General features: G+C 65.8%; 18 protein-coding genes. 12 read left to right on the plus strand and 6 right to left on the minus strand.

Translation table 11 applies throughout. From position 1 onward, the window contains the following. Positions 1-95: 95 nt before the first annotated feature. The 3 genes from ACO054_RS11215 to ACO054_RS11225 all read left to right on the plus strand — a co-directional run bounded on the left by ACO054_RS11215 (position 96) and on the right by ACO054_RS11225 (position 2,236). The gene (locus ACO054_RS11215) at positions 96-374 is read left to right on the plus strand and encodes a DUF1127 domain-containing protein (RefSeq protein ID WP_421706661.1); all 279 of its coding nucleotides are present in this window, start codon (positions 96-98) and stop codon (positions 372-374) included. Between the two features lie 171 nt (positions 375-545). After that, positions 546-1,751 carry an MFS transporter gene (locus ACO054_RS11220; RefSeq protein WP_421706662.1) on the plus strand — a complete coding sequence of 402 codons (1,206 nt, stop codon included), beginning with the start codon at positions 546-548 and terminating at the stop codon, positions 1,749-1,751. A 128-nt stretch (positions 1,752-1,879) separates the two neighbouring features. After that, positions 1,880-2,236, plus strand: coding sequence for a cupin domain-containing protein (locus tag ACO054_RS11225; protein WP_421706663.1), 357 nt, complete (start codon positions 1,880-1,882; stop codon positions 2,234-2,236). 68 nt (positions 2,237-2,304) lie between these two features. Here the strand turns inward: ACO054_RS11225 and ACO054_RS11230 are convergent, their stop codons facing one another. Further along, positions 2,305-2,622, minus strand: coding sequence for a DUF1476 domain-containing protein (locus tag ACO054_RS11230; RefSeq protein WP_421706664.1), 318 nt, complete (start codon positions 2,620-2,622; stop codon positions 2,305-2,307). A 136-nt stretch (positions 2,623-2,758) separates the two neighbouring features. Between ACO054_RS11230 and ACO054_RS11235 the strand changes: the two genes are divergently transcribed. From ACO054_RS11235 to ACO054_RS11275, 9 genes are all read left to right on the plus strand, one after another. Beyond that, positions 2,759-3,514, plus strand: a complete 756-nt coding sequence (locus tag ACO054_RS11235; protein WP_421706665.1) for an NRDE family protein — start codon at positions 2,759-2,761, stop codon at positions 3,512-3,514. A gap of 196 nt (positions 3,515-3,710) precedes the next feature. Beyond that, positions 3,711-4,475, plus strand: a complete 765-nt coding sequence (purC, locus tag ACO054_RS11240) for a phosphoribosylaminoimidazolesuccinocarboxamide synthase (RefSeq protein WP_421706666.1) — start codon at positions 3,711-3,713, stop codon at positions 4,473-4,475. 58 nt (positions 4,476-4,533) lie between these two features. After that, the gene (locus ACO054_RS11245) at positions 4,534-4,770 is read left to right on the plus strand and encodes a hypothetical protein (RefSeq protein WP_421706667.1); all 237 of its coding nucleotides are present in this window, start codon (positions 4,534-4,536) and stop codon (positions 4,768-4,770) included. 128 nt (positions 4,771-4,898) lie between these two features. Then, entirely contained in the window at positions 4,899-5,141 is a 243-nt protein-coding gene (gene purS, locus ACO054_RS11250; RefSeq protein ID WP_421706668.1) for a phosphoribosylformylglycinamidine synthase subunit PurS, read from the plus strand. A gap of 12 nt (positions 5,142-5,153) precedes the next feature. Next, entirely contained in the window at positions 5,154-5,837 is a 684-nt protein-coding gene (purQ, locus tag ACO054_RS11255) for a phosphoribosylformylglycinamidine synthase subunit PurQ (RefSeq protein WP_421706669.1), read from the plus strand. Next, the gene (purL, locus tag ACO054_RS11260) at positions 5,834-8,056 is read left to right on the plus strand and encodes a phosphoribosylformylglycinamidine synthase subunit PurL (protein WP_421706670.1); all 2,223 of its coding nucleotides are present in this window, start codon (positions 5,834-5,836) and stop codon (positions 8,054-8,056) included. The genes purQ and purL overlap by 4 nt, the downstream gene beginning before the upstream one ends. 91 nt (positions 8,057-8,147) lie before the next feature. Beyond that, on the plus strand, positions 8,148-8,384 hold the full coding sequence (locus tag ACO054_RS11265) for a BolA family protein (RefSeq protein ID WP_421706671.1): 237 nt from the start codon (positions 8,148-8,150) through the stop codon (positions 8,382-8,384). A 79-nt stretch (positions 8,385-8,463) separates the two neighbouring features. Next, entirely contained in the window at positions 8,464-8,805 is a 342-nt protein-coding gene (grxD, locus tag ACO054_RS11270; protein WP_421706672.1) for a Grx4 family monothiol glutaredoxin, read from the plus strand. 97 nt (positions 8,806-8,902) lie between these two features. Continuing rightward, positions 8,903-9,838 (plus strand): DMT family transporter, encoded by a 936-nt coding sequence (locus ACO054_RS11275; RefSeq protein ID WP_421706673.1) that lies wholly within the window; start codon positions 8,903-8,905, stop codon positions 9,836-9,838. Positions 9,839-9,850: 12 nt separating this feature from the next. Here the strand turns inward: ACO054_RS11275 and ACO054_RS11280 are convergent, their stop codons facing one another. The 5 genes from ACO054_RS11280 to ACO054_RS11300 all read right to left on the minus strand — a co-directional run bounded on the left by ACO054_RS11280 (position 9,851) and on the right by ACO054_RS11300 (position 17,647). Then, positions 9,851-10,498 carry a TetR/AcrR family transcriptional regulator gene (locus tag ACO054_RS11280; protein WP_421706674.1) on the minus strand — a complete coding sequence of 216 codons (648 nt, stop codon included), beginning with the start codon at positions 10,496-10,498 and terminating at the stop codon, positions 9,851-9,853. Between the two features lie 147 nt (positions 10,499-10,645). Next, positions 10,646-11,872: an MFS transporter gene (locus ACO054_RS11285; protein WP_421706675.1), complete on the minus strand. Its 1,227-nt coding sequence runs from the start codon at positions 11,870-11,872 to the stop codon at positions 10,646-10,648. A gap of 49 nt (positions 11,873-11,921) precedes the next feature. Continuing rightward, positions 11,922-13,724, minus strand: a complete 1,803-nt coding sequence (locus ACO054_RS11290; protein WP_421706676.1) for an ABC transporter ATP-binding protein — start codon at positions 13,722-13,724, stop codon at positions 11,922-11,924. Then, on the minus strand, positions 13,721-15,481 hold the full coding sequence (locus ACO054_RS11295) for an ABC transporter ATP-binding protein (RefSeq protein WP_421706677.1): 1,761 nt from the start codon (positions 15,479-15,481) through the stop codon (positions 13,721-13,723). The genes ACO054_RS11290 and ACO054_RS11295 overlap by 4 nt, the downstream gene beginning before the upstream one ends. A gap of 114 nt (positions 15,482-15,595) precedes the next feature. Then, on the minus strand, positions 15,596-17,647 hold the full coding sequence (locus ACO054_RS11300) for a TonB-dependent receptor (RefSeq protein ID WP_421706678.1): 2,052 nt from the start codon (positions 17,645-17,647) through the stop codon (positions 15,596-15,598). Positions 17,648-18,311 lie beyond the last annotated feature (664 nt).

Below are 18,311 nucleotides of genomic sequence, written 5' to 3' on the forward strand. Positions count from 1 at the left end.
CATCGTTTGCACGGAGGCCGCAAGCCGCCCAGACTCTGTCATGTACCGAAGAGAGACGGCAGCTCCCGCCCGTCTCAGTCATGAGGAGATTTGTCATGACCCTGTCATGTGGCACAACGCCCGCCGGACAGCTGCGGCCCGTCGCACCCCACGGGTCCGGCATCGGTTCGAACGCCGGCTTCTCCAAGACACCGCTGCGCCAGTCCGGGTCCGCCGGGCTTCTGGAGACGGTGATCGGGCTGTTCATGGCCTGGCAGGATCGCGCCAATCAGCGCTACGACCTGGCCGAGCTGGACGACCGGCTGCTGCGCGATGTCGGACTGGACCGCCTGGAGGTGGACCGCGAGGTGGCGAAACCTTTCTGGAGGGCGTGAGGAAGCCGACGGACGGCCCCGCCTCGATGTAGGGCACGGCCCCAATGTAGGGCATGCCCCGATGTAGAGACCGACGTTATCGCCTAAGGAAAACAGCTCGCCTGTTCAGGCGGGCTGTTTCCTGTAGGAGTCGCTTGTGAAGGCAGCGGGCCTTGCCGCAGATGTTCGGGAATGGATCAGACAGCGCAGCCACAGCCCTCCCCCCCGGCGACCACGCTGACCGACTGGAATTCGGTCGCGGTGGTGGTGCTCGGCATCACCGTCTTCGCGATCGCCCAGGGGCTGACCTATCCGCTGATCTCCCTTCTGCTGGCCGAACGTGGGGCCTCCGATCTAGTGGTCGGGCTGAACGCAACGGCCTTCATGCTGGGGCTGGGACTCTCGGTTCTGACCGTGCCTCATCTGTCGCGACGGCTGCGTGCCGGGCAAGTGATCGTGGCAGGTCTGCTGGGTACGGCCGCGATCCTCTCAGCCTTTGCGATCTTCGACTCCCTAGCTGCCTGGTTCGTCCTGCGCTTCGCGCTCGGTTTCTGCGTCAACGCCATCTATGTCTTCGGGGAAGCCTGGCTGAACGCCGCGACGGCGGACAGAGTGCGCGGCCGCGTCGCGGGCCTCTATGGCGCCGGCATGACGGCGGGCTTCGTGATCGGACCGATGATGATCCCCCTGCTTGGAACCGAGAACGGTCTCGCTTTCGCCGCCTGCGCGGTGATCGTATCGCTGGTCGCCTTTTTCTTCGCACAGCTTTCCAGGCGGGCGAAGGTCGAACCCGGCAAATTTCAGCTTTCCGATCTGCCGCGTTTCGCGCGGGCCGCGCCGCTGCTTCTGTTTCTCGTCCTGGCCTTCGGTTTCACAGATGCCTTGGCCCTGGCACTGGCGCCGCTGCACCTGACGGCGGGCGGCGCTTCCGTCAATGCCGCGGCCACCTTCGTCGCCGTCATGCATGTCGGCATGTTTGTCGCCCAGCCGCTTCTGGGCATTCTTCTGGACATGAGAGACCGATGGCTGATCGCCGCGGCCTGCCTGTTTGCAACCGGACTGTCTTTCGGCGCTCTGCTGCTGGTGCCCGCGACCAGTTGGCTCGTTTGGCCGCTCGGCGCGATTGCCGGAGCCGCGTTCTTCGGGATCTACACCTGCGCGCTGTCGATCCTGGGGCGCGACTACGGAGGCCCTCTGCTGGTCGCCGGCGCGTCTGCCTTCTCGGTCGCCTATGCCGTCGGCGGTATGGCCGGCCCAGCAGTCTCCGGCGTCGCCAGCACGCTGCTGCCCGGCGCAGCCTTTCTGCCGGTGGTGGTGATGGGACTTGCCGGCGCGGCCATCGTCATCCAGCGGCGAAAAATACGGCCTCGGTGGTTGGCTCGGTGGTTGGATAGATAAGCGAGAAGAGGTCGCCAAGGCGTCGACCAGGGCTCCCGCCTGCAAGGCGTTGGCGGCCTAAGGTCCGGAAGAGCAGCCGAAAGACTTCAGTGGCAACCTGTGACTCGGAAAACGGAAAGGTCCTAGCTATGAAGCCGATAAATCTGGACGAAAAACTGGCGCGTTTCACGACCCATTGGGACCCCCATGTCGTCGCCGATTACAACGAGAACGACATCATGGTCGTGAAGTTCAGGGGCGAATTCCCTTTCCACAAACACGACAGCTCCGACGACTTCTTCTATGTCCTAGAGGGTGAAATGGTGATGGATGTCGAGGGCGAAGCTTCCCGAACCGTCAAGGCAGGCGAACTGTTCGTCGTCCCGAAAGGCGTCGTGCATCGCCCCCGGGCGGAACAGGAGGTCAAGGTGCTTTTGATCGAGCCGAAGGGCGAACCGAACTCCGGCGACTCCGACCACGAGCCTGCGCCGAAGCCGCGCATCTAGATACCGGTGGCCAGCCTAGATACCAGCAGCCAGAACTGCCCGCCTGGCCGTCCGCAACCGACAGCGCGCTACTCCGTCATCACCTGCTGTTTGGCGACTTCGAGCAGTTCGTCCATCTTCTTGCGCAGCCGGTGTTCGGAGATATCGACCTTCTTGTCGGTCAGGTCGCCCATCACCTTACGGTAGACGTCCTCGTGCCCGGCCTCCTCGAAGTCCGAGGAGACGACCTCTTTGGCATAGGCCTCGGCCTCCGCGCCCTTGAGGTCGAGCAGCTCGGCCGCCCAGAGGCCAAGCAGCTTGTTGCGCCGCACATCGACCCGGAACTGTACCTCCTGATCGTGCTTGTACTTGTCCTCGAACGCCTTTTCGCGATCGTTGAAGCTCATGCCTGCGCTATCCTTGCTTCTTGCCTAACCCTGCCGCCTGTTCGCGGCAGCGCATCGCTGCCGCAGTCGGCGCCGTTATAGCCCCTGGGCCGCGACAGGTGAACCGAAACCGCACAGCCCCTATGATCATGGATAGATGTGTACGCTTCTTCTGCTTAGACGCCCCAGCGACCCCTGGCCGCTGCTGCTCGCCGGCAACCGTGACGAGATGGGCGACCGGCCCTGGCGGCCTCCGGGCCGGCACTGGCCCGACCGGCCTGACATCGTCGCGGGACAGGACGAACTGGCCGGTGGATCGTGGCTCGGGATCAACGATCACGGCGTGGCGGCCTGCATTCTGAACCGCTACGGCTCGCTAGGTCCGGCGGCCGGCAAGCGCAGTCGCGGCGAGTTGGTGCTGGAGGCGCTCGACCACGCCGATGCCGCGGCGGCGGCGGCGGCCCTCGCGCATCTGGAGCCGGCGGCCTACCGCAGCTTCAATCTGGTGATCGCCGATTCGCGGGACGCCTTCTGGCTGCGCCACCTGGGCGAGGACGCCGAGTCCGTCATCGTCCAACCGCTGCCGCCCGGCTTCTCGATGATCACGGCGGCCGACCGCAACGACATGAAAAGTCCCCGGATCGGGCACTTCCTCCCGAAGTTTCGCAACGCGCGCATTCCCGATCCCTCCAAGGGCGTCTGGGACGCCTGGGAGAGTTTGCTGGCCAGCCGGGACCACGACCCGGCCGTGGGGCCGGAGGGCGCCATGAACGTCGCCCTGCCCAACGGCTTCGGCACGGTCTCCAGTTCGCTGATCGCCCTGGCCGCACCGAGCGGAGACCGGGCGGAGAGCCTCTGGCGCTTCGCCGCCGGCGCCCCGGACAGCGCGCGTTACGAAACCGTGGCGCTGTAGCGGGACGGGCCGGCCAGTCGGTCGCTCTCCACCGCCGCTGCCCCAGATTGTGGCCCCAGATTGAGTCTGCCGATGGGGGCTGCTATATGGGGAGTCTCTCCCACGAGGGATGCGCCGAAATACGACCGGTCGGGTTCTTGTCTGGAACGCACGGCCGGCGAAAGCTCCGGGTTTCCCCAGTTTCGGACCTAACAGGATGCGACGCAGACGGATTTACGAGGGCAAGGCCAAGGTTCTCTTCGAGGGGCCAGAGCCCGGCACCCTGGTCCAGTATTTCAAGGACGACGCCACCGCCTTCAACGCGCAGAAGACGGGTGTGATCACCGGCAAGGGCGTGCTGAACAACCGCATCAGCGAGTTCTTCATGCTGCGCCTAGCTGAGATAGGGGTGCCGACCCACTTCGTGCGCCGCCTGAACATGCGCGAGCAGCTCGTCCGTCAGGTCGAGATCATTCCGCTGGAGGTGGTGGTCCGCAACGTGGCCGCCGGCAGCTTCGCCGAGCGCTTCAAGACGGAGGAGGGCACGCCCCTGCCCCGCTCGATCGTCGAGTACTACCTTAAGAACGACGAGCTGGGCGATCCGCTGGTCACCGAGGAGCACATCACCGCCTTCGGCTGGGCCGCGACCCAGGATCTGGACGACATGCTGCACCTGGCGCTGCGCATCAACGATTTCCTCTCGGGTCTACTGATCGGCGTCGGGCTCAAGCTGGTGGACTTCAAGCTGGAGTTCGGCAGACTTTGGGACGACGAGGAGCAGATGCACATCGTGCTGGCCGACGAGATCAGCCCCGACTCCTGCCGCCTGTGGGACGTGAAGACCGACGAGAAGCTGGACAAGGACCGCTTCCGCCGCGATCTGGGCAACGTCGCCGAGGCCTATCAGGAGGTGGCGCGCCGACTCGGCGTGCTGCCGGAGGCGGGTCCGGTCGACCTGCAGGGCCCCAAGGTCGTCCAGTAGGACGCGACCGCTCATGACGCAGCCGCCTTCGCAGCGCCCACCCGAGACCAATGGGGGCATGACGAGGGGGGGCCTCGCGCTTCTGCTGGCTGCCGTCGGCGTCCTTCTGGCCGTAACGGCCGGCGGCGCCGTTTGGATGTGGCAGCGCCTCGACAGGCTGGAGACGGCCCGACCCGGGCCGGCGGCGGACATGAGCGCGGCCTGGTGGGCCTTCGCGCTGGGCGGTTTGATCATTGCGGGCGTGATCGCCCTCTTCATCCGACTGACGCTGCGCGGCGCCCGCCGGCAGCGGTGAACAGGGCGGCAGGTCGCCAGTCACCGGCGGCCTGCACCTATCGACGGGCGGGTATCGACCGGCCGGGCGTTGCGGGGCTGCGGTCTCATCGCTAGTCTCCGCGCGAAATCGCAGCAGCGGAGTCTCCCATGAAGGCGCGTGTCCACGTTACCTTGAAGCCCGGGGTGCTCGACCCCCAGGGCAAGGCCATCGAGCATGCGCTCGACACGCTCGGATTTTCCGGCGTCGAGGAAGCGCGCCAGGGCAAGTTTATCGAACTCGATCTGGCCGAATCGGACCCGCAGGCGGCGCGTGCCCAGGTCGAGGAGATGTGCCGCAAGCTGCTGGCCAACACGGTGATCGAGAACTACGCGATCGAGTTGGAGGCCTGAGGGGCGGTCAGGATGAAATCGGCAGTCGTCGTCTTCCCGGGAACCAATCGCGAAAAGGACATGACGCGGGCGTTGGAGGGCGCGTCGGGCCAGGCGCCGAGCCTCGTCTGGCATAAGGATACCGAGCTGCCGGAGGTCGATCTGATCGTGCTGCCCGGCGGCTTCGCCCACGGCGACTACCTGCGCGCCGGCGCTATGGCGGCCCGCAGTCCGGTGATGCGCGAAGTGATGGCGCGCGCCGAGCGCGGCGTGCCGGTGCTGGGCGTCTGCAACGGCTTCCAGGTCCTGACCGAAGCCGGCCTGCTGCCGGGTGCCCTGCTGCGCAACGCCGACCTGAAGTTTCTCTGCCGCACCGTCACGCTGCGGGTCGAGAACACGCAGACGCTCTTCACCGGGCGCTTCGAGGCCGGCGAGACCTTCGACACACCTGTCGCGCACATGGACGGCAACTACTTCGTCGACAGCGAGGACCACAAGCGGATGACCGACAACGGCCAGATCGCCTTCCGCTACGCCGAGGGCAGCGCCGCCGGCCCCGCCAACCCCAACGGCGCGCTGGACGACATTGCGGGCGTCTTCAACGAGACCAAGACGGTGCTCGGCTTAATGCCGCACCCGGAGGACGCAACCGACCCGCTGCACGGCGGCACCGACGGGCGCAAGCTGTTCGACGGCATCGTGGAGGCCCTGTCGTGAGCGAGATCACCCCCGACGTCGTCGCCGAGCACGGCCTGAGCGCCGAGGAGTACGACAAGGTCCTGGAAATCATGGGCCGGACGCCGAACCTCGTGGAACTCGGCATCTTCTCGGTCATGTGGTCGGAGCACTGCTCCTACAAGTCCTCCAAGCGCTGGCTGAAGACCCTGCCGACCGAAGGCCCCCAGGTGATCCAGGGGCCAGGCGAGAACGCCGGCGTGGTCGACCTGGGCGACGGCCTGGCCGCCGTCTTCAAGATCGAGAGCCACAACCACCCCAGCTTCATCGAACCCTACCAGGGCGCGGCGACCGGCGTCGGCGGCATCCTGCGCGACGTCTTCACCATGGGCGCGCGGCCGGTGATGAACCTCAACGCGCTGCGCTTCGGCGCGCCGGATCACCCCAAGACCCGCCATCTGGTCGCCGGGGTGGTGGCCGGGATCGGCGGCTACGGCAACTGCGTCGGCGTGCCGACGGTCGCTGGCGAGGTGAACTTCGACCCGGCCTACAACGGCAACATCCTGGTCAACGCCATGACCGTCGGTCTCGCCAAGGCCGACCGGATCTTCTACGCCAAAGCGGTCGGGGCCGGGAATCCGGTGGTCTACGTCGGCTCCAAGACCGGCCGCGACGGCATCCACGGCGCGACCATGGCCTCGGCCGAGTTCGGCGCCGACAGCGAGGAGAAGCGCCCGACCGTGCAGGTCGGCGACCCCTTCACCGAGAAACTGCTGATCGAGGCGTGCCTGGAGTTGATGGCGACCGACGCCATCGTCGGCATCCAGGACATGGGCGCCGCCGGCCTGACCTCCTCCTCCTTCGAAATGGCCTCCAAGGGCGGCATGGGCGTGGAGCTGGAGCTGGACCGGGTCCCGCTGCGCGAGACCGGCATGACGCCCTACGAGATCATGCTCTCCGAGAGTCAGGAGCGCATGCTGATGGTGCTCAAGCCGGGCCGCGAGGACGAGGCCCGCGCGATCTTCGAGAAGTGGGAGCTGGACTTCGCGGTGATCGGCAAGCTGACCGAGACCGGCCGCATGGTCCTGCGCTGGCACGGCGAGACGGTCGCCGAGCTGCCGATCGACCCGCTCGCCGAAGCCTCCCCGGAATACGACCGCCCCTGGACGCCAACCGAGGCGCCGGCCCTGCTGGACGAGGGCGAGTTCCCCGAGGAGGGCGACCCGCTGAACAATCTGGAGCGGCTGCTGGGCACGTCGGACCTGGCGAGCCGGCGCTGGATCTGGGAGCAGTACGATCACCTGGTGATGGGCGATACGGTCGAACGCCCGGGCGGCGACGCGGGCGTGGTGCGCATCGCCGAGGGCCCGAAGGGCCTTGCGGCGACCACCGACTGCACGCCGCGCTACTGCCTGGCCGACCCCGTGGCCGGCGGCGCCCAGGCCGTGGCGGAGGCCTGGCGTAACCTGACCGCCGTCGGCGCCATCCCGCTGGCGGTCACCAACAACCTCAACTTCGGCAACCCCGAGAAGCCGGGAATCATGGGCCAGATCGTCGGCTGCGTGGAGGGTATGGGCGAGGCCTGCCGGGCACTCGACACGCCCGTCGTCTCCGGCAACGTGTCGCTCTACAACGAGACCGACGGTCAGGCGATCCTGCCGACCCCGGTAATCGGCGGCATCGGCCTGGTGCCGGACGTGACCCAGATCCCCGGCGTCGGCTTCGCGGCAGAGGGCGAGGAGATCCTGGTGATTGGCTGGACCCACGGGCACCTGGGCCAGTCGATCTATCTGCGCGAGCTGTTCGGCCGCGCCGAGGGCGCGCCGCCACCAGTCGATCTGGAGACAGAGAAGCACAACGGAGACTTCGTCCGCGGCCTGATCCACGGCGGCCGGCTGACCGCCTGCCACGACGTCTCGGACGGCGGAATTCTGGTGGCCCTGGCGGAGATGGCCCTCGCCGGCCGCGGCCCCCGAGGCCCCGTCGGCTGCAACCTGAGGATCCCCGCCGGAGTATCCTCACTGGCCGGCTGGTTGTTTGGAGAAGATCAGGCGCGCTACATTGTGACCGCCGAGGCCGCCATGCCGATCCTGGAGGCTGCGGAGATGGCCGGCGTCCCGGCTCAGGCGGTCGGACGGACCGGCGGCAGCGAATTGACGATCGAGGGCTTCGGCCATATCTCGCTGTCACGTTTGCAAGCGGCCCACGAAGGCTGGCTGCCCGATTTGATGAACGGCGAGCGAGCCGAAGCGGCGCAGTAGCCGTGCTTTTGCCGGGGCGGAGAAACGGGTGAACCGTGAGCCCGAAGACCGCTGCAAAGCGTTCGTTTAGGAGAGAGGGTAGAGTCACGCGATGCCGATGAACGTGGGCGAGATCGAGCAGCTGATCAAAGCGGCGATGCCCGACGCCAAGGTGACCATCGAGGACCTGGCCGGCGACGGCGACCACTATGCCGCCTACGTCGTCTCCGAAGCCTTCCGCGGCAAGACGCGGGTCCAGCAACATCAACTGGTCTATCAGGCCCTGCAGGGCCGCATGGGCAACGAACTCCACGCCCTGGCGCTGCAGACCACACCGCCCAGCGACTGAACACAGGAAGCGAGGCGCCCCGACCGCCAGAGGCATGGTCGGGGAGGCCACCACCCCAACACCGAGGAATCAGCAGACCATGACCGACAACCCCGTTTTCGAGCGGATCAAGCAGGACATCAGCGAGAACGACGTGGTGCTCTTCATGAAGGGCACGCCGGTCTTTCCGCAGTGCGGCTTCTCGGCCGCCGTCGTTCAGGCGCTCAGCCACCTGGGCGTGAAGTTCAAGGGCATCAACGTCCTGGAAGACCCGGGCCTGCGCGACGGCATCAAGCAGTTCTCGAGCTGGCCGACCATTCCCCAGCTCTACGTCAAGGGCGACTTCGTCGGCGGCTGCGACATCGTGCGCGAGATGTTCCAGACCGGCGAGCTGCAGGAGCTGCTGCACAGCCACGGCGTCGACGCCCAGCCGGTCAGCTAATCGGCCCCTCGGGTTGAGCCCGGCTGACGGCATCGTCCAGCGTCACCGGGACAAGACGTGACTATCGGCAAAGGCCGGTCTGCGCCATGAAGGGCGCATGACCGGCCTTTTCGATTCCACCGACGGGCAACGGACGGCGCAAGCCGCTGCCGAACGCCTGGGACTGGTGCTGGGCTTCCTGGGCGTGCTGGCCTTCGCGGTGACTCTGCCGGCGACCCGGCTGGCCGTCGCCGAGATGCCGGTCTGGACCGTGGGCTTCGGGCGCGGCGCCCTGGCCGGATTGGCGGCGGGACTGCTGCTGTTGGTCCTGCGCGCGCCCCTGCCGCGCCGCCGGGATCTGCCCGCCCTGGCGATCACCGCCCTGGGCGTGGTCTTCGGCTTTCCGCTGCTGACCACCTGGGCGATGCAGAGCGTACCGGCCGCCCACGGCGGGGTGGTGATCGGCGTGCTGCCGCTGGCCACGGCCCTCTGCGGCGCGCTGGTCGCTGGGGAGCGCCCCTCGGCCGGCTTCTGGGTCACCGCGCTGCTCGGCAGCGCCGCCGTGGTGACCTTCGCGTTACTGGATACACCAAACGCGGCGGCGGGTCTGGCGGCCGGGGATCTGGCCTTGCTGGCGGCCGTCGTCGCAGCCGGCCTGGGTTATGCCTACGGCGCCCGCCTGTCGCGGCACCTGCCGGGCTGGACCGTGATTTGCTGGGCGCTGGTGCTATCCCTGCCGGTGATGCTGCCGGCCGCCGCCGTCAGCTGGATCGCGGCACCGCCGAGCGGCGCCGGTGTGGGCGCCTGGGCCGGCTTCCTCTACGTCGCACTGATCAGCCAGCTCGCCGGCTTCTTCGTCTGGTATCGCGGCCTGGCCCTCGGCGGCGTGGCCCGCGTCGGGCAGGTCCAACTGTTGCAGCCCTTCCTGACCCTCGTCATTGCCGCACTGCTGCTGGCCGAACCCATCACCGCCACCACCCTCGCCTTCTCCGTCCTGGTGGTCGGACTGGTGGTGATCGGCCGGCGGCAGCCGGTGCGACAGGCAGAGCGCTGACGCGGTCCTGCCTCAGGTGCTCTGCTGCTCCACCTGCTGCTCCTGGGGCCGCAGAAGACGAAAAAGACCGTCTATGATCTCGTCGGTGCTACTCTCGAAACCGATCTGGAACGAGCTGCCCTTCATGGTCGCAAGGCAAGCCTGCGTAACGGCGCTGTAGACGGCGAGCACCATGACGTCGACGGGGATGTCGGACCGGACGGCGCCGGTTCGTTGCGCCCGGTGAAAGGCCGAAAGAATCCTAGCATGGCCCCGCTCGTGCGTCTCCCTTTGCTCGTCCAAGGCCCCTTCAAGCAGTAGCCATGTGCCCATGCGCAGCGCCCTCGGGTTGGCTTGCCAGAAACTCCAGAGCGTCTGCAGGATCTCCCGGACGGCGGCAGCATCCGGCTCTGGATCGTCAAGGAAGTCGGAGCTGAGATCGAACCAAAGCTTGGCGATGTCTCGGGACGCGGCTTCCCAGAGATCGTCCTTGGATCCGAAGTGATGGTGGACGAGGCTTTGCGTGCAGCCGGCACGGCGGGCAATGGCGCGCATGCTGGCGCCAGAGCGGCCCTTCTCGGCGAACTCGTCGTAAGCCGCTTCGAAGATCGCCGCACGCGTTCCCGTCGCCGGCTCACCCAGGGGGTCGATTCGGTTCGTCTTCGGCACCACGTCCGTCATTCCTCGTTGATATCAGCATTGCCGGGAGGGAGGAAGCCGGGCGGCCAAGACGAGCGCTCGGCACCTGAGGCGACCGAATTCACGGCCAGTCGGGATTCATGGCCAGTCGGGATTCATGGCCAGTCGGGATTCATGGCCAGTCGGGATTCATGGCCAGTCGGGACGGCGCGACCTTAGGAGCGCAGCGGAAAGACAGGCAAGGGCCGCAGCCACAGCAGCGACGGCGAAGGTCGCGGCAAGGCCGAGGCTGCCCGCGATGGCCGAACCGAAACCAGCCATCATCAAAGCCGCCGCCGCATCGACGCTCAACAGGGTCATAAAGTCGGTCGCATGCCGACCTTCCGCACAGAGACCTAAGAAGAGCGTGCGACCCGCCGTGAAACCGGCGAAGCCGAGAAAGCCGTAGGTCAGGACATAGAAGATCGTAAGTCCGGGGTCGACCGCGGTGCTGGCGCCGCCGCTCGCCAGACCGAACGCCACGACGCCGTTCATCAGCAAGGCTGCGAGGGCCACGATCGCGAGCGTGCCCACCGCGCCGAGACGCTTGATTACGGGCGTCGCCGCGACCGCACCGATCATGCCGACCGCGTTTCCGCCGACCACGCCCAACAAGCCTATCTCGGAGAGGCTGAAGCCGGCGTCCACCTGCAGGATCGGCCGCAAGGCAAAGGTCAGGATGATCCCGAGATCCATAAGCTGGACGAAGAGAAACACGAGCAGGACTTCGCGCCGCTTGAAGATAGCGAGGTTGGCAAAGAGGGACGGTCTGGCGTCACGCGGCGGGCGCGCCACGCCGCGATCCATCGGCCGGGCGGCAATCAGCAACCAGCCGAGCAGCGATGTGCACGCAAGAGCCAGAACACAGGCCACCCAGCCAAGATCGCCAAGGAAATAGAGAATTCCGAGGCCCAGGACGACCCCACCAGCGCCGCGGGCCGCCGCATGGGCCGCGGCACCGGAAGCGTGATGCCGCTTCGGCAGGCGGTCCAGCATCCAACCGCCCGCCGCTGCCATGTAGGTCCCGATCAGACCCATCAGCACCGCAGCGACCAGGATTAGCAACAGCGGATCGACAGCCGGATCCAGCAACAGAAAACTCAGAAGTCCGACAAGGATCGCTGACTGGGTCCCGAGCAGCCAGCCGCGCCGGTATCCAAACCTCGACCAGCCGTAGCGGTCGACCATAGGTGCCCAAAGAAAGCTGAGGGTAAAGGGTAATCCGGCGAGGATGACGAGCCCGATGGTTTCCGCCGGATGGCCGGCCAGTCTCATGAAGGCAGGCAGCCCCTGGGCAACGAACTGCGCCACCAGGACCGGCAGCAGGAAGATCGATGTGAGCAGAACCAGAGTTGGGCGCAGCTCTGTCCGAGACATATCTTCATCGGAGGCGTCCGGCGACCGGGAAGGAGCAGTTTCGGTTCCGTCATGCATGGTCGGGATCGACCGCTGCCTCGCCGGACGGAATTGGCTCGGCTGCACGAAGCGACCAGCTTTCGATGCGCTCCTGCTCGCGCCAGAGCGCCGCATAGCGACCGTTTCGGTTCAGCAGCTCGCCGTGGCGGCCCGACTCGACAATTCGGCCTTGGTCGACCACCAAGATCAGGTCAGCGGCGGCGACGCTTCTCAAGCGATGCGCTACCACGAAGACGGTCCGTCCTTCTTCGAGCGCGGTCACGCCGAGCTGCAAGCGTCTTTCGGTTGCCGGGTCGATAGCGGAAGCCGCTTCGTCAAGCAGCAGGATCGGCGCATTCTTGAGAAGCGCACGGGCGATGGCGATGCGTTGGCGTTCGCCGCCCGAAAGAGTCCGACCGCGGTCGCCAAGCTCCGTATCCAATCCCCGAGGAAGCGCGGCGACTAGGTCCTCAAGCTGCGCCTGTTTTATGACCCGTTCGAGGGCAGGTCCGTCAGCAGCCGGGTCACCCAGCAGCAGGTTGTCCCGCAAGCTACCGCTCGAAAGAAAGACATCCTGCCCAACCTCGGAGATCACGGCACGCCGAAAGGCTGGCGCGATCTCGGCGACATCGACACCCCCGAACCGGATGCGGCCACTGGTCGGCCTATCGTGTCCAGCCAGCAAGGAAAGCAGAGTGCTCTTACCAGCACCACTGGAGCCGACCAGTGCGGTCACGCTGCCTTGCGGAGCAGCGAAGGAGACATCGCTGAGAGCGGCGACCGCAGAACCGGGATAGGAAAAGCCAACGCGTTCGAAGTTGACGTCGAAGCGATCGCTACTTCGAGTCCGCGTCGTCTCCTCCTCGACAGGTTCCCTGAGAAACCGCTGGATCTCATCACCGGCTTTCGAGGCTAGCCGGAAACGCACCAATTGACCGGCAAGCGCACCGACGAACAGCTCCGTCGCCACGAACGCCGTCATCATAGCGGCGGCGATACCGGCCATCGGAGCGGGATCCGGCGCGCCTCCGGAGTCGAGCATAAGGAGCGCAACAGCCAGCGCGATCATGATACTGACGTCGATAACGATACGGCCGATCTGGAGACTGACGGCAAAGGGCACCAGAGACCGCCGGCCCTCATGGCGGAGCTGATAGATCGCCGTAGCGACGTGCGCCTGCGCGGCACCCGCCCGGCCGAAGGTGCGAAACACGGCCATGCCCTCCGCGTACTCGCCGACCTTCGCCGCCGCCTTGGTCACGGCCCGTGATCTTCGGGATGCGACGGCACGGACGTGGCTATCGCCCAAGGCGAAAGCCAGAAGACCGAGCGCCAGGCCGGCGATGACGACGACACCGACAGCTGGTGCCCGTAGAACCGCATAGGCCAGGAGGAGGCCGCCCGCACCAACGCCCGCGATAAGAATGAACAGGGTCATGCGTCCGGCCTCGCCAACCCAATGGGCATCGTCCGAGAGCAGCAGACCGACGCGCGCCGGACTCCAGCGCTCGCGAACCTGCGCCGGCAAGCGGAGCAGTTGCTTCATCAGATCGAGCCGCAGCCGTGTGCCTGCGCGGATGCCGATGGGAAAGGCCGTACCACGTATCCAGATGCTCAGCAGCAGGCGTAGCGCAACGGCGACGGCGAGAACCGCAGCGATCCCGACCGCGTCCAGAACGTCAAGCCCAGCCCCGGTCAGTTCGGCCACGATATGTGCGACAGCGAGAGCCGGAACGGCCGCCAGGAGTCCTTCGACCAGGGTCAAAGCGATGCCGGTCAGGAAAAGCGGCCGGTCACTGGCGAGACTGCGCCAGATAAGAGACAGTAAGCTCATGGACGGATTGCCTCCGCCGCTGTCCGTGAAGCTGTCTTCGCAACGGGCGGCTCCGGTGCAGGGTCGCCGTAGCGGAAGGCAGCCGCGCTAAGATGGTCACGCCACAGGGCCGCGTAACGACCCTTGGCTGCGATCAGCGCGTCATGACGGCCGCGTTCCACAATTCGGCCGCCGTCGAGAAGTAAGATCTCGTCGGCATGAACCACCGTCTGCAAGCGGTGGGCGATCACGATCAGGGTACGCCCAGCCGTCAGGCGCGTGAGCGCCTGTTGGATAGCGGCTTCGTTTTCCGGATCGGCGAAAGCCGTCGCCTCGTCGAGAATCAGGATCGGCGCGTCTTTCAAGAGGGCGCGTGCGATGGACAGGCGCTGCCGCTCGCCCCCCGACAGGCCGTAGCCGCCCTCTCCCAAGATGGTCTCGTATTCGCGAGGCCTCCCTTCGATGAAGTCATGTGCCTGTGCTGCCTTAGCGGCAGCGACAACCTGTGACTGCGTCGCGTCCGGTCGGCCAAGCGCGATGTTCTCCGCAATGGTGCCACTGAACAGGAAAACCTCCTGAAAAACAGTGGCGACCTGGCTGTGCAGCGTCGCCTCATCCATATCGCGCAGATCCACGCCACCGATCCGCACGCAGCCCTCGTCCGGATCGAGCGTCCGCGTCACCATCCCGGCCAAGGTCGACTTGCCAGCGCCGCTGGAGCCGACAAGCGCCAGGAACCCGCCAGCCGGCAGTGCGAAGCCGACCTGGTCGAGAACCTGGCGACCGCCCAACCGCAGGCCCACCCGGTCGCACTGCACCGATGCGTCCGCAGGTAAAGCTGTCGTTTTGAACCCGGGATGCCGTACCGCCGGCGTCTCTTCCAACGCCAGAAGCTCCTCGATCCGCAGAAGCACGGTGCCTTGGCGACCGAAACGATGCGCCAAGCCGGCAATACCGGCAAAGAGATCGCCGAGACCAGCGGTGATCGCCAGCAGCAGAACCAGCGCTCCGGCCTCAATCCTATCGGTCGCAGCCAACCAGGTGCCGAACGGCGCCACGAGCAGCAGGTTACCGGTGACGAGAATCTGAGACGCGCTGCCCGGCGCCACCGCCTTTCGAAGCCAGACTGTCGCGGTTTCCGCAAAGGCGTCAAAGGCAGCCTTGGCTTTGGCCACGGCCTGATCCGACTGGTTGAAGGCGCGAAAGGTCGACTGGCCGTCGGCAATTTCGGCCGCCATCTCCGCGATTCCGGCCGAGGCCCGCTGATAGTCGCGGGTCACCGAAGCGCCCTGTGCCATCAGGCGACCCATCATCCAAAGCCCGAGCAACGTCGGACCCAAGGCAACGGCGGCGAGGCGCCAGTCGACCATAGCCATGGCGCAGATCGCGATCATCGGCGTTACGATGGCCCCGGACAGCTCGGGAATCAGATGAGCGATACCGTCCTCCAACTGATCGACGTCGTCCAGCATGACGGCCCTGAGCCTGCCTTTCGATTGGCCTTGCAAGGTCGACAGCGGCAGGCGCGCCAGCTTTCCGGCAAGCGTCATGCGAAGTTCGCGCAGCACATCGAACGCCAGGCGATGCGACAACAGCATGGCGCCGCCGTACGCGGTATGACGCAGCAGAACACCAAGGGTCCCGACGGCAACGGCGAACACGGCGAGATCGAAATCGCCACTGTTTTCTACGAAGGACATGAGGGCGACGCCAACGGCCACATGGGGGCTGAGCGATAGAACGGCGGCCGCGACCGCGAGGAGAATCGCAATGGCCATGCCCCGGCGGCGGCCCCTCAAGAGGCCAAACAGTCGTTTGAAAGTCTCCGGCAGGGACAAGCCAGGGCGCGACAGAGTCGGTGTGGGCGGTGGGGCCATGGATTCGTCGATCTGTCAGAAGCGCGCCGACAACTCGAAGCCGAAGGTTCGCGGAGGCAGAAGATCATGGAAGATGCCCGAGCCGCCGCCGCTCTCCGACAGTTTGCGCGTGACCGCGACTTCGTCGGTTAGGTTCCTGACGAACAGCCGGCCCGTCACCGCGCCGATCGTGTAGCTGGAGCCCACATCCAGTAAGAGGTAGTCCCCAGCCTTTTCACGGGACTCGTTGGTGACGTCGGAGAAGTACTCGGCGACGTAGGAGGCCTGGGCATTGAGACGAAGATTCTCGACCGGTTCCCAATTCATACCGAAGCTCACGGTGGCATCAGGATCGGCACCGAAGTCGTTCCCCTCGAACTCCGGGTTGGATGCCGGCGCGCGGGTGATCTCGGTTTGCAGCAGGCCCAGGCCGGCATTGAAGCTTAAGCTGTCCGAAGCATGGAAAAGCGCCTCGATCTCCGCGCCATAGGACTGACCGCGTTCGGCATTCACGATGCGGAGCGAGGCGAGACCACCGCCACCCTGCTGCAGATAGAGCTGGGGGTCTTCGAAGCGGTTGAAGAAAGTCGTGACCCCGAGGCTCAGGCGGTCGTCGAGAAAGGCGCCGCGATAGGTCCCCTCGAACGTCCAGACGCTTTCCGAGTCGAACTCATAAGGAGCACCGGTCGAAAGCACCACCGACGCGCCGCCTGGATTGTAGCCTTGGCGGGCCGTGACCGCGACGGTCTGGGAGGGGGCGAAATCCCAACTCAGGCCGATTTTCGGCAAAAACCGAACCTCGGTCAGATCGTTGGACAGGGTGCCCGGCGGCGGGAGCGGCCCGCCGGGCGACCCGGTGAAGGACTCCTGCTCCCGCTCAGCGTGGTAGCGGTTGAGCCGCGCGCCGAGCAGAAGATCCAGGTCGTCCACAATCCCGATCCGGAGATCCGCGAAGGCGGCCTGCGACCAGGAGTCCTCATCCGATACCGTGAAGGTCTGGTCGGCGAGGGGGAGCGCCACATTTTCGACCTCGACATCCTGCCAACGTCGATTGAACGAGAGTCCGGCGACGCCACCCAACCAAGTGTCCTCACCGCCGAGTTTCAGCAGCAGATCCTGGTTGAACTGACGTTCGTCGATGTCGAAGAAGAGCGAGTCGCTTTGCCGGTCGTTGGTGTCCAGACGGTCCTGAGTGAAGCTGGTGATCGAGCGGAAGACCAAACCGTTCTGGAGTTCGAAGTCGGTATCGAGCGCTGTGGTCCAGGCATGAGTGTCGTAGACGCGCTGCCCGCCGCTGCGGCCGAAAGGGTAGGCGCGATTGCGCACCGGCTCTCCGCTGATCGGCCGGTCGCCAATGGTGAAACGGTTGCCCGGAACCGTGCCGATCTGTCCATCGAACAGCAGATTGGCCGTCAGCTTCTCCAAAGCCGGCGGCAAGATCAGGGCCTTGGCCCGCAAACGCGTGACCTCGCTGTCGAGTTGGTCATCCTCGGTGAGCTTGGCGTCAGGATTCAGGCTGGTCCTGGGTCCAACAAGATCGATCGGTATCTTGCCGTCCTCCCGATCGACGGCGATGCGAACCGCGACCGCGTCCTCGACCACAGGTCCGGATATCGCGGCCGAACTGCGGAAGGCGGGTCCGTGAAAGGCGTCGAGCTCCGTCGCGAAACGCACGGCGGCCTCCGGCTCGAAGGTCGGGTCTTTCGTTTCGATCACGAAGGCACCGGCGATGGCGTTCCGACCCCTCAGCGTGGTCTGAGGGCCGCGAAAGATCTCCAAGCTTTCGACGTCCCAAAGGTCGCGAAAGCTGGTGTCCCCGAAGCTCGGAATGCGGGCCACGCCGTCGATGACGAAAGGAGCACGCGGCAGGGATCCGGTATTGATATTGGTCGCCAGCCCGCCGCCGCCGTCTCCGCCCGGGCCGCTTGACGACAGCCCGCGGATTGCCGGCGGCCCCAGGGTTGTCGGCGGCCCGAGGTTGGGAACACCGCGCGTGGCCCGGTCGAAGGTATCGATCCCTCGTTCTTCCAGGTCGTCGGCCGTGAAGACGCTGACGCTGGAGGTCACCTCATCAAGCGGTGTCTGCAACAGTTCGCCACCAACGATGATGGGGGCCAGTCTCAGCGTCCCGTCGGACGGCTCCGCTTCTCCTGCTGCACCTTCTCTAGCTACCTCCTGGGCCAAAACCGGCGAACACAAAAGAAAGGCAGACAGAACAACCGCGTGACCACGCATTGGCACCCCCCGGACATCGGTGATCGATCGATCGATCAATTCGCGGCGACCTCTGTAACGCCGAGGTTTCCATGGTGTCAATACGAATGATAATCATTCTCATAAATTGGATTGGCGACAGCGGTCTTTTGCAAGTCCGCCGATCAACTGCGCGATAATCATCTGACCCGCAACGGTTCGGCGAAGGATCGGCAGCGCAGCCAGTCGAAGGCCGGCATGTCCGGCGTTCCCCCTGGTACGACGGCAGCCATGCAACTGCCGACGATCCGGTCCAAGACTTCGGGGCCAATACAGCGCGCAATGAGGGCGAAGCGTTCTCCAGCGAGATCAGCGAACTGCAGCCGACCACGATCTGCAAGGCCCTGATCGCTCAGTAGGACAACCTTGAACCCATAGGCTCTGTGATCCTTCAGCTACAGACCCGGCTCGACCACGGTAGGATGAAGGTTCACGGTATCGAGGCCGCCCGATCACCAGCGCGTCCTGGACGGCACCTAGGACACTGCGCCCATCCCAG

The organism is Algihabitans sp. (assembly GCF_965226985.1).
GTDB lineage: Bacteria > Pseudomonadota > Alphaproteobacteria > Kiloniellales > DSM-21159 > Algihabitans.

Bases quoted from the DNA above. Each gene is read 5' to 3' on its own strand.
- ACO054_RS11215 (WP_421706661.1), top strand. From the start codon at position 96: ATGACCCTGTCATGTGGCACAACGCCCGCCGGACAGCTGCGGCCCGTC.
- ACO054_RS11220 (WP_421706662.1), top strand. From the start codon at position 546: ATGGATCAGACAGCGCAGCCACAGCCCTCCCCCCCGGCGACCACGCTG.
- ACO054_RS11225 (WP_421706663.1), top strand. From the start codon at position 1,880: ATGAAGCCGATAAATCTGGACGAAAAACTGGCGCGTTTCACGACCCAT.
- ACO054_RS11230 (WP_421706664.1), bottom strand. From the start codon at position 2,622: ATGAGCTTCAACGATCGCGAAAAGGCGTTCGAGGACAAGTACAAGCAC.
- ACO054_RS11235 (WP_421706665.1), top strand. From the start codon at position 2,759: ATGTGTACGCTTCTTCTGCTTAGACGCCCCAGCGACCCCTGGCCGCTG.
- purC (WP_421706666.1), top strand. From the start codon at position 3,711: ATGCGACGCAGACGGATTTACGAGGGCAAGGCCAAGGTTCTCTTCGAG.
- ACO054_RS11245 (WP_421706667.1), top strand. From the start codon at position 4,534: ATGACGAGGGGGGGCCTCGCGCTTCTGCTGGCTGCCGTCGGCGTCCTT.
- purS (WP_421706668.1), top strand. From the start codon at position 4,899: ATGAAGGCGCGTGTCCACGTTACCTTGAAGCCCGGGGTGCTCGACCCC.
- purQ (WP_421706669.1), top strand. From the start codon at position 5,154: ATGAAATCGGCAGTCGTCGTCTTCCCGGGAACCAATCGCGAAAAGGAC.
- ACO054_RS11265 (WP_421706671.1), top strand. From the start codon at position 8,148: ATGCCGATGAACGTGGGCGAGATCGAGCAGCTGATCAAAGCGGCGATG.
- grxD (WP_421706672.1), top strand. From the start codon at position 8,464: ATGACCGACAACCCCGTTTTCGAGCGGATCAAGCAGGACATCAGCGAG.
- ACO054_RS11275 (WP_421706673.1), top strand. From the start codon at position 8,903: ATGACCGGCCTTTTCGATTCCACCGACGGGCAACGGACGGCGCAAGCC.
- ACO054_RS11280 (WP_421706674.1), bottom strand. From the start codon at position 10,498: ATGACGGACGTGGTGCCGAAGACGAACCGAATCGACCCCCTGGGTGAG.
- ACO054_RS11285 (WP_421706675.1), bottom strand. From the start codon at position 11,872: ATGTCTCGGACAGAGCTGCGCCCAACTCTGGTTCTGCTCACATCGATC.
- ACO054_RS11290 (WP_421706676.1), bottom strand. From the start codon at position 13,724: ATGAGCTTACTGTCTCTTATCTGGCGCAGTCTCGCCAGTGACCGGCCG.
- ACO054_RS11295 (WP_421706677.1), bottom strand. From the start codon at position 15,481: ATGGCCATTGCGATTCTCCTCGCGGTCGCGGCCGCCGTTCTATCGCTC.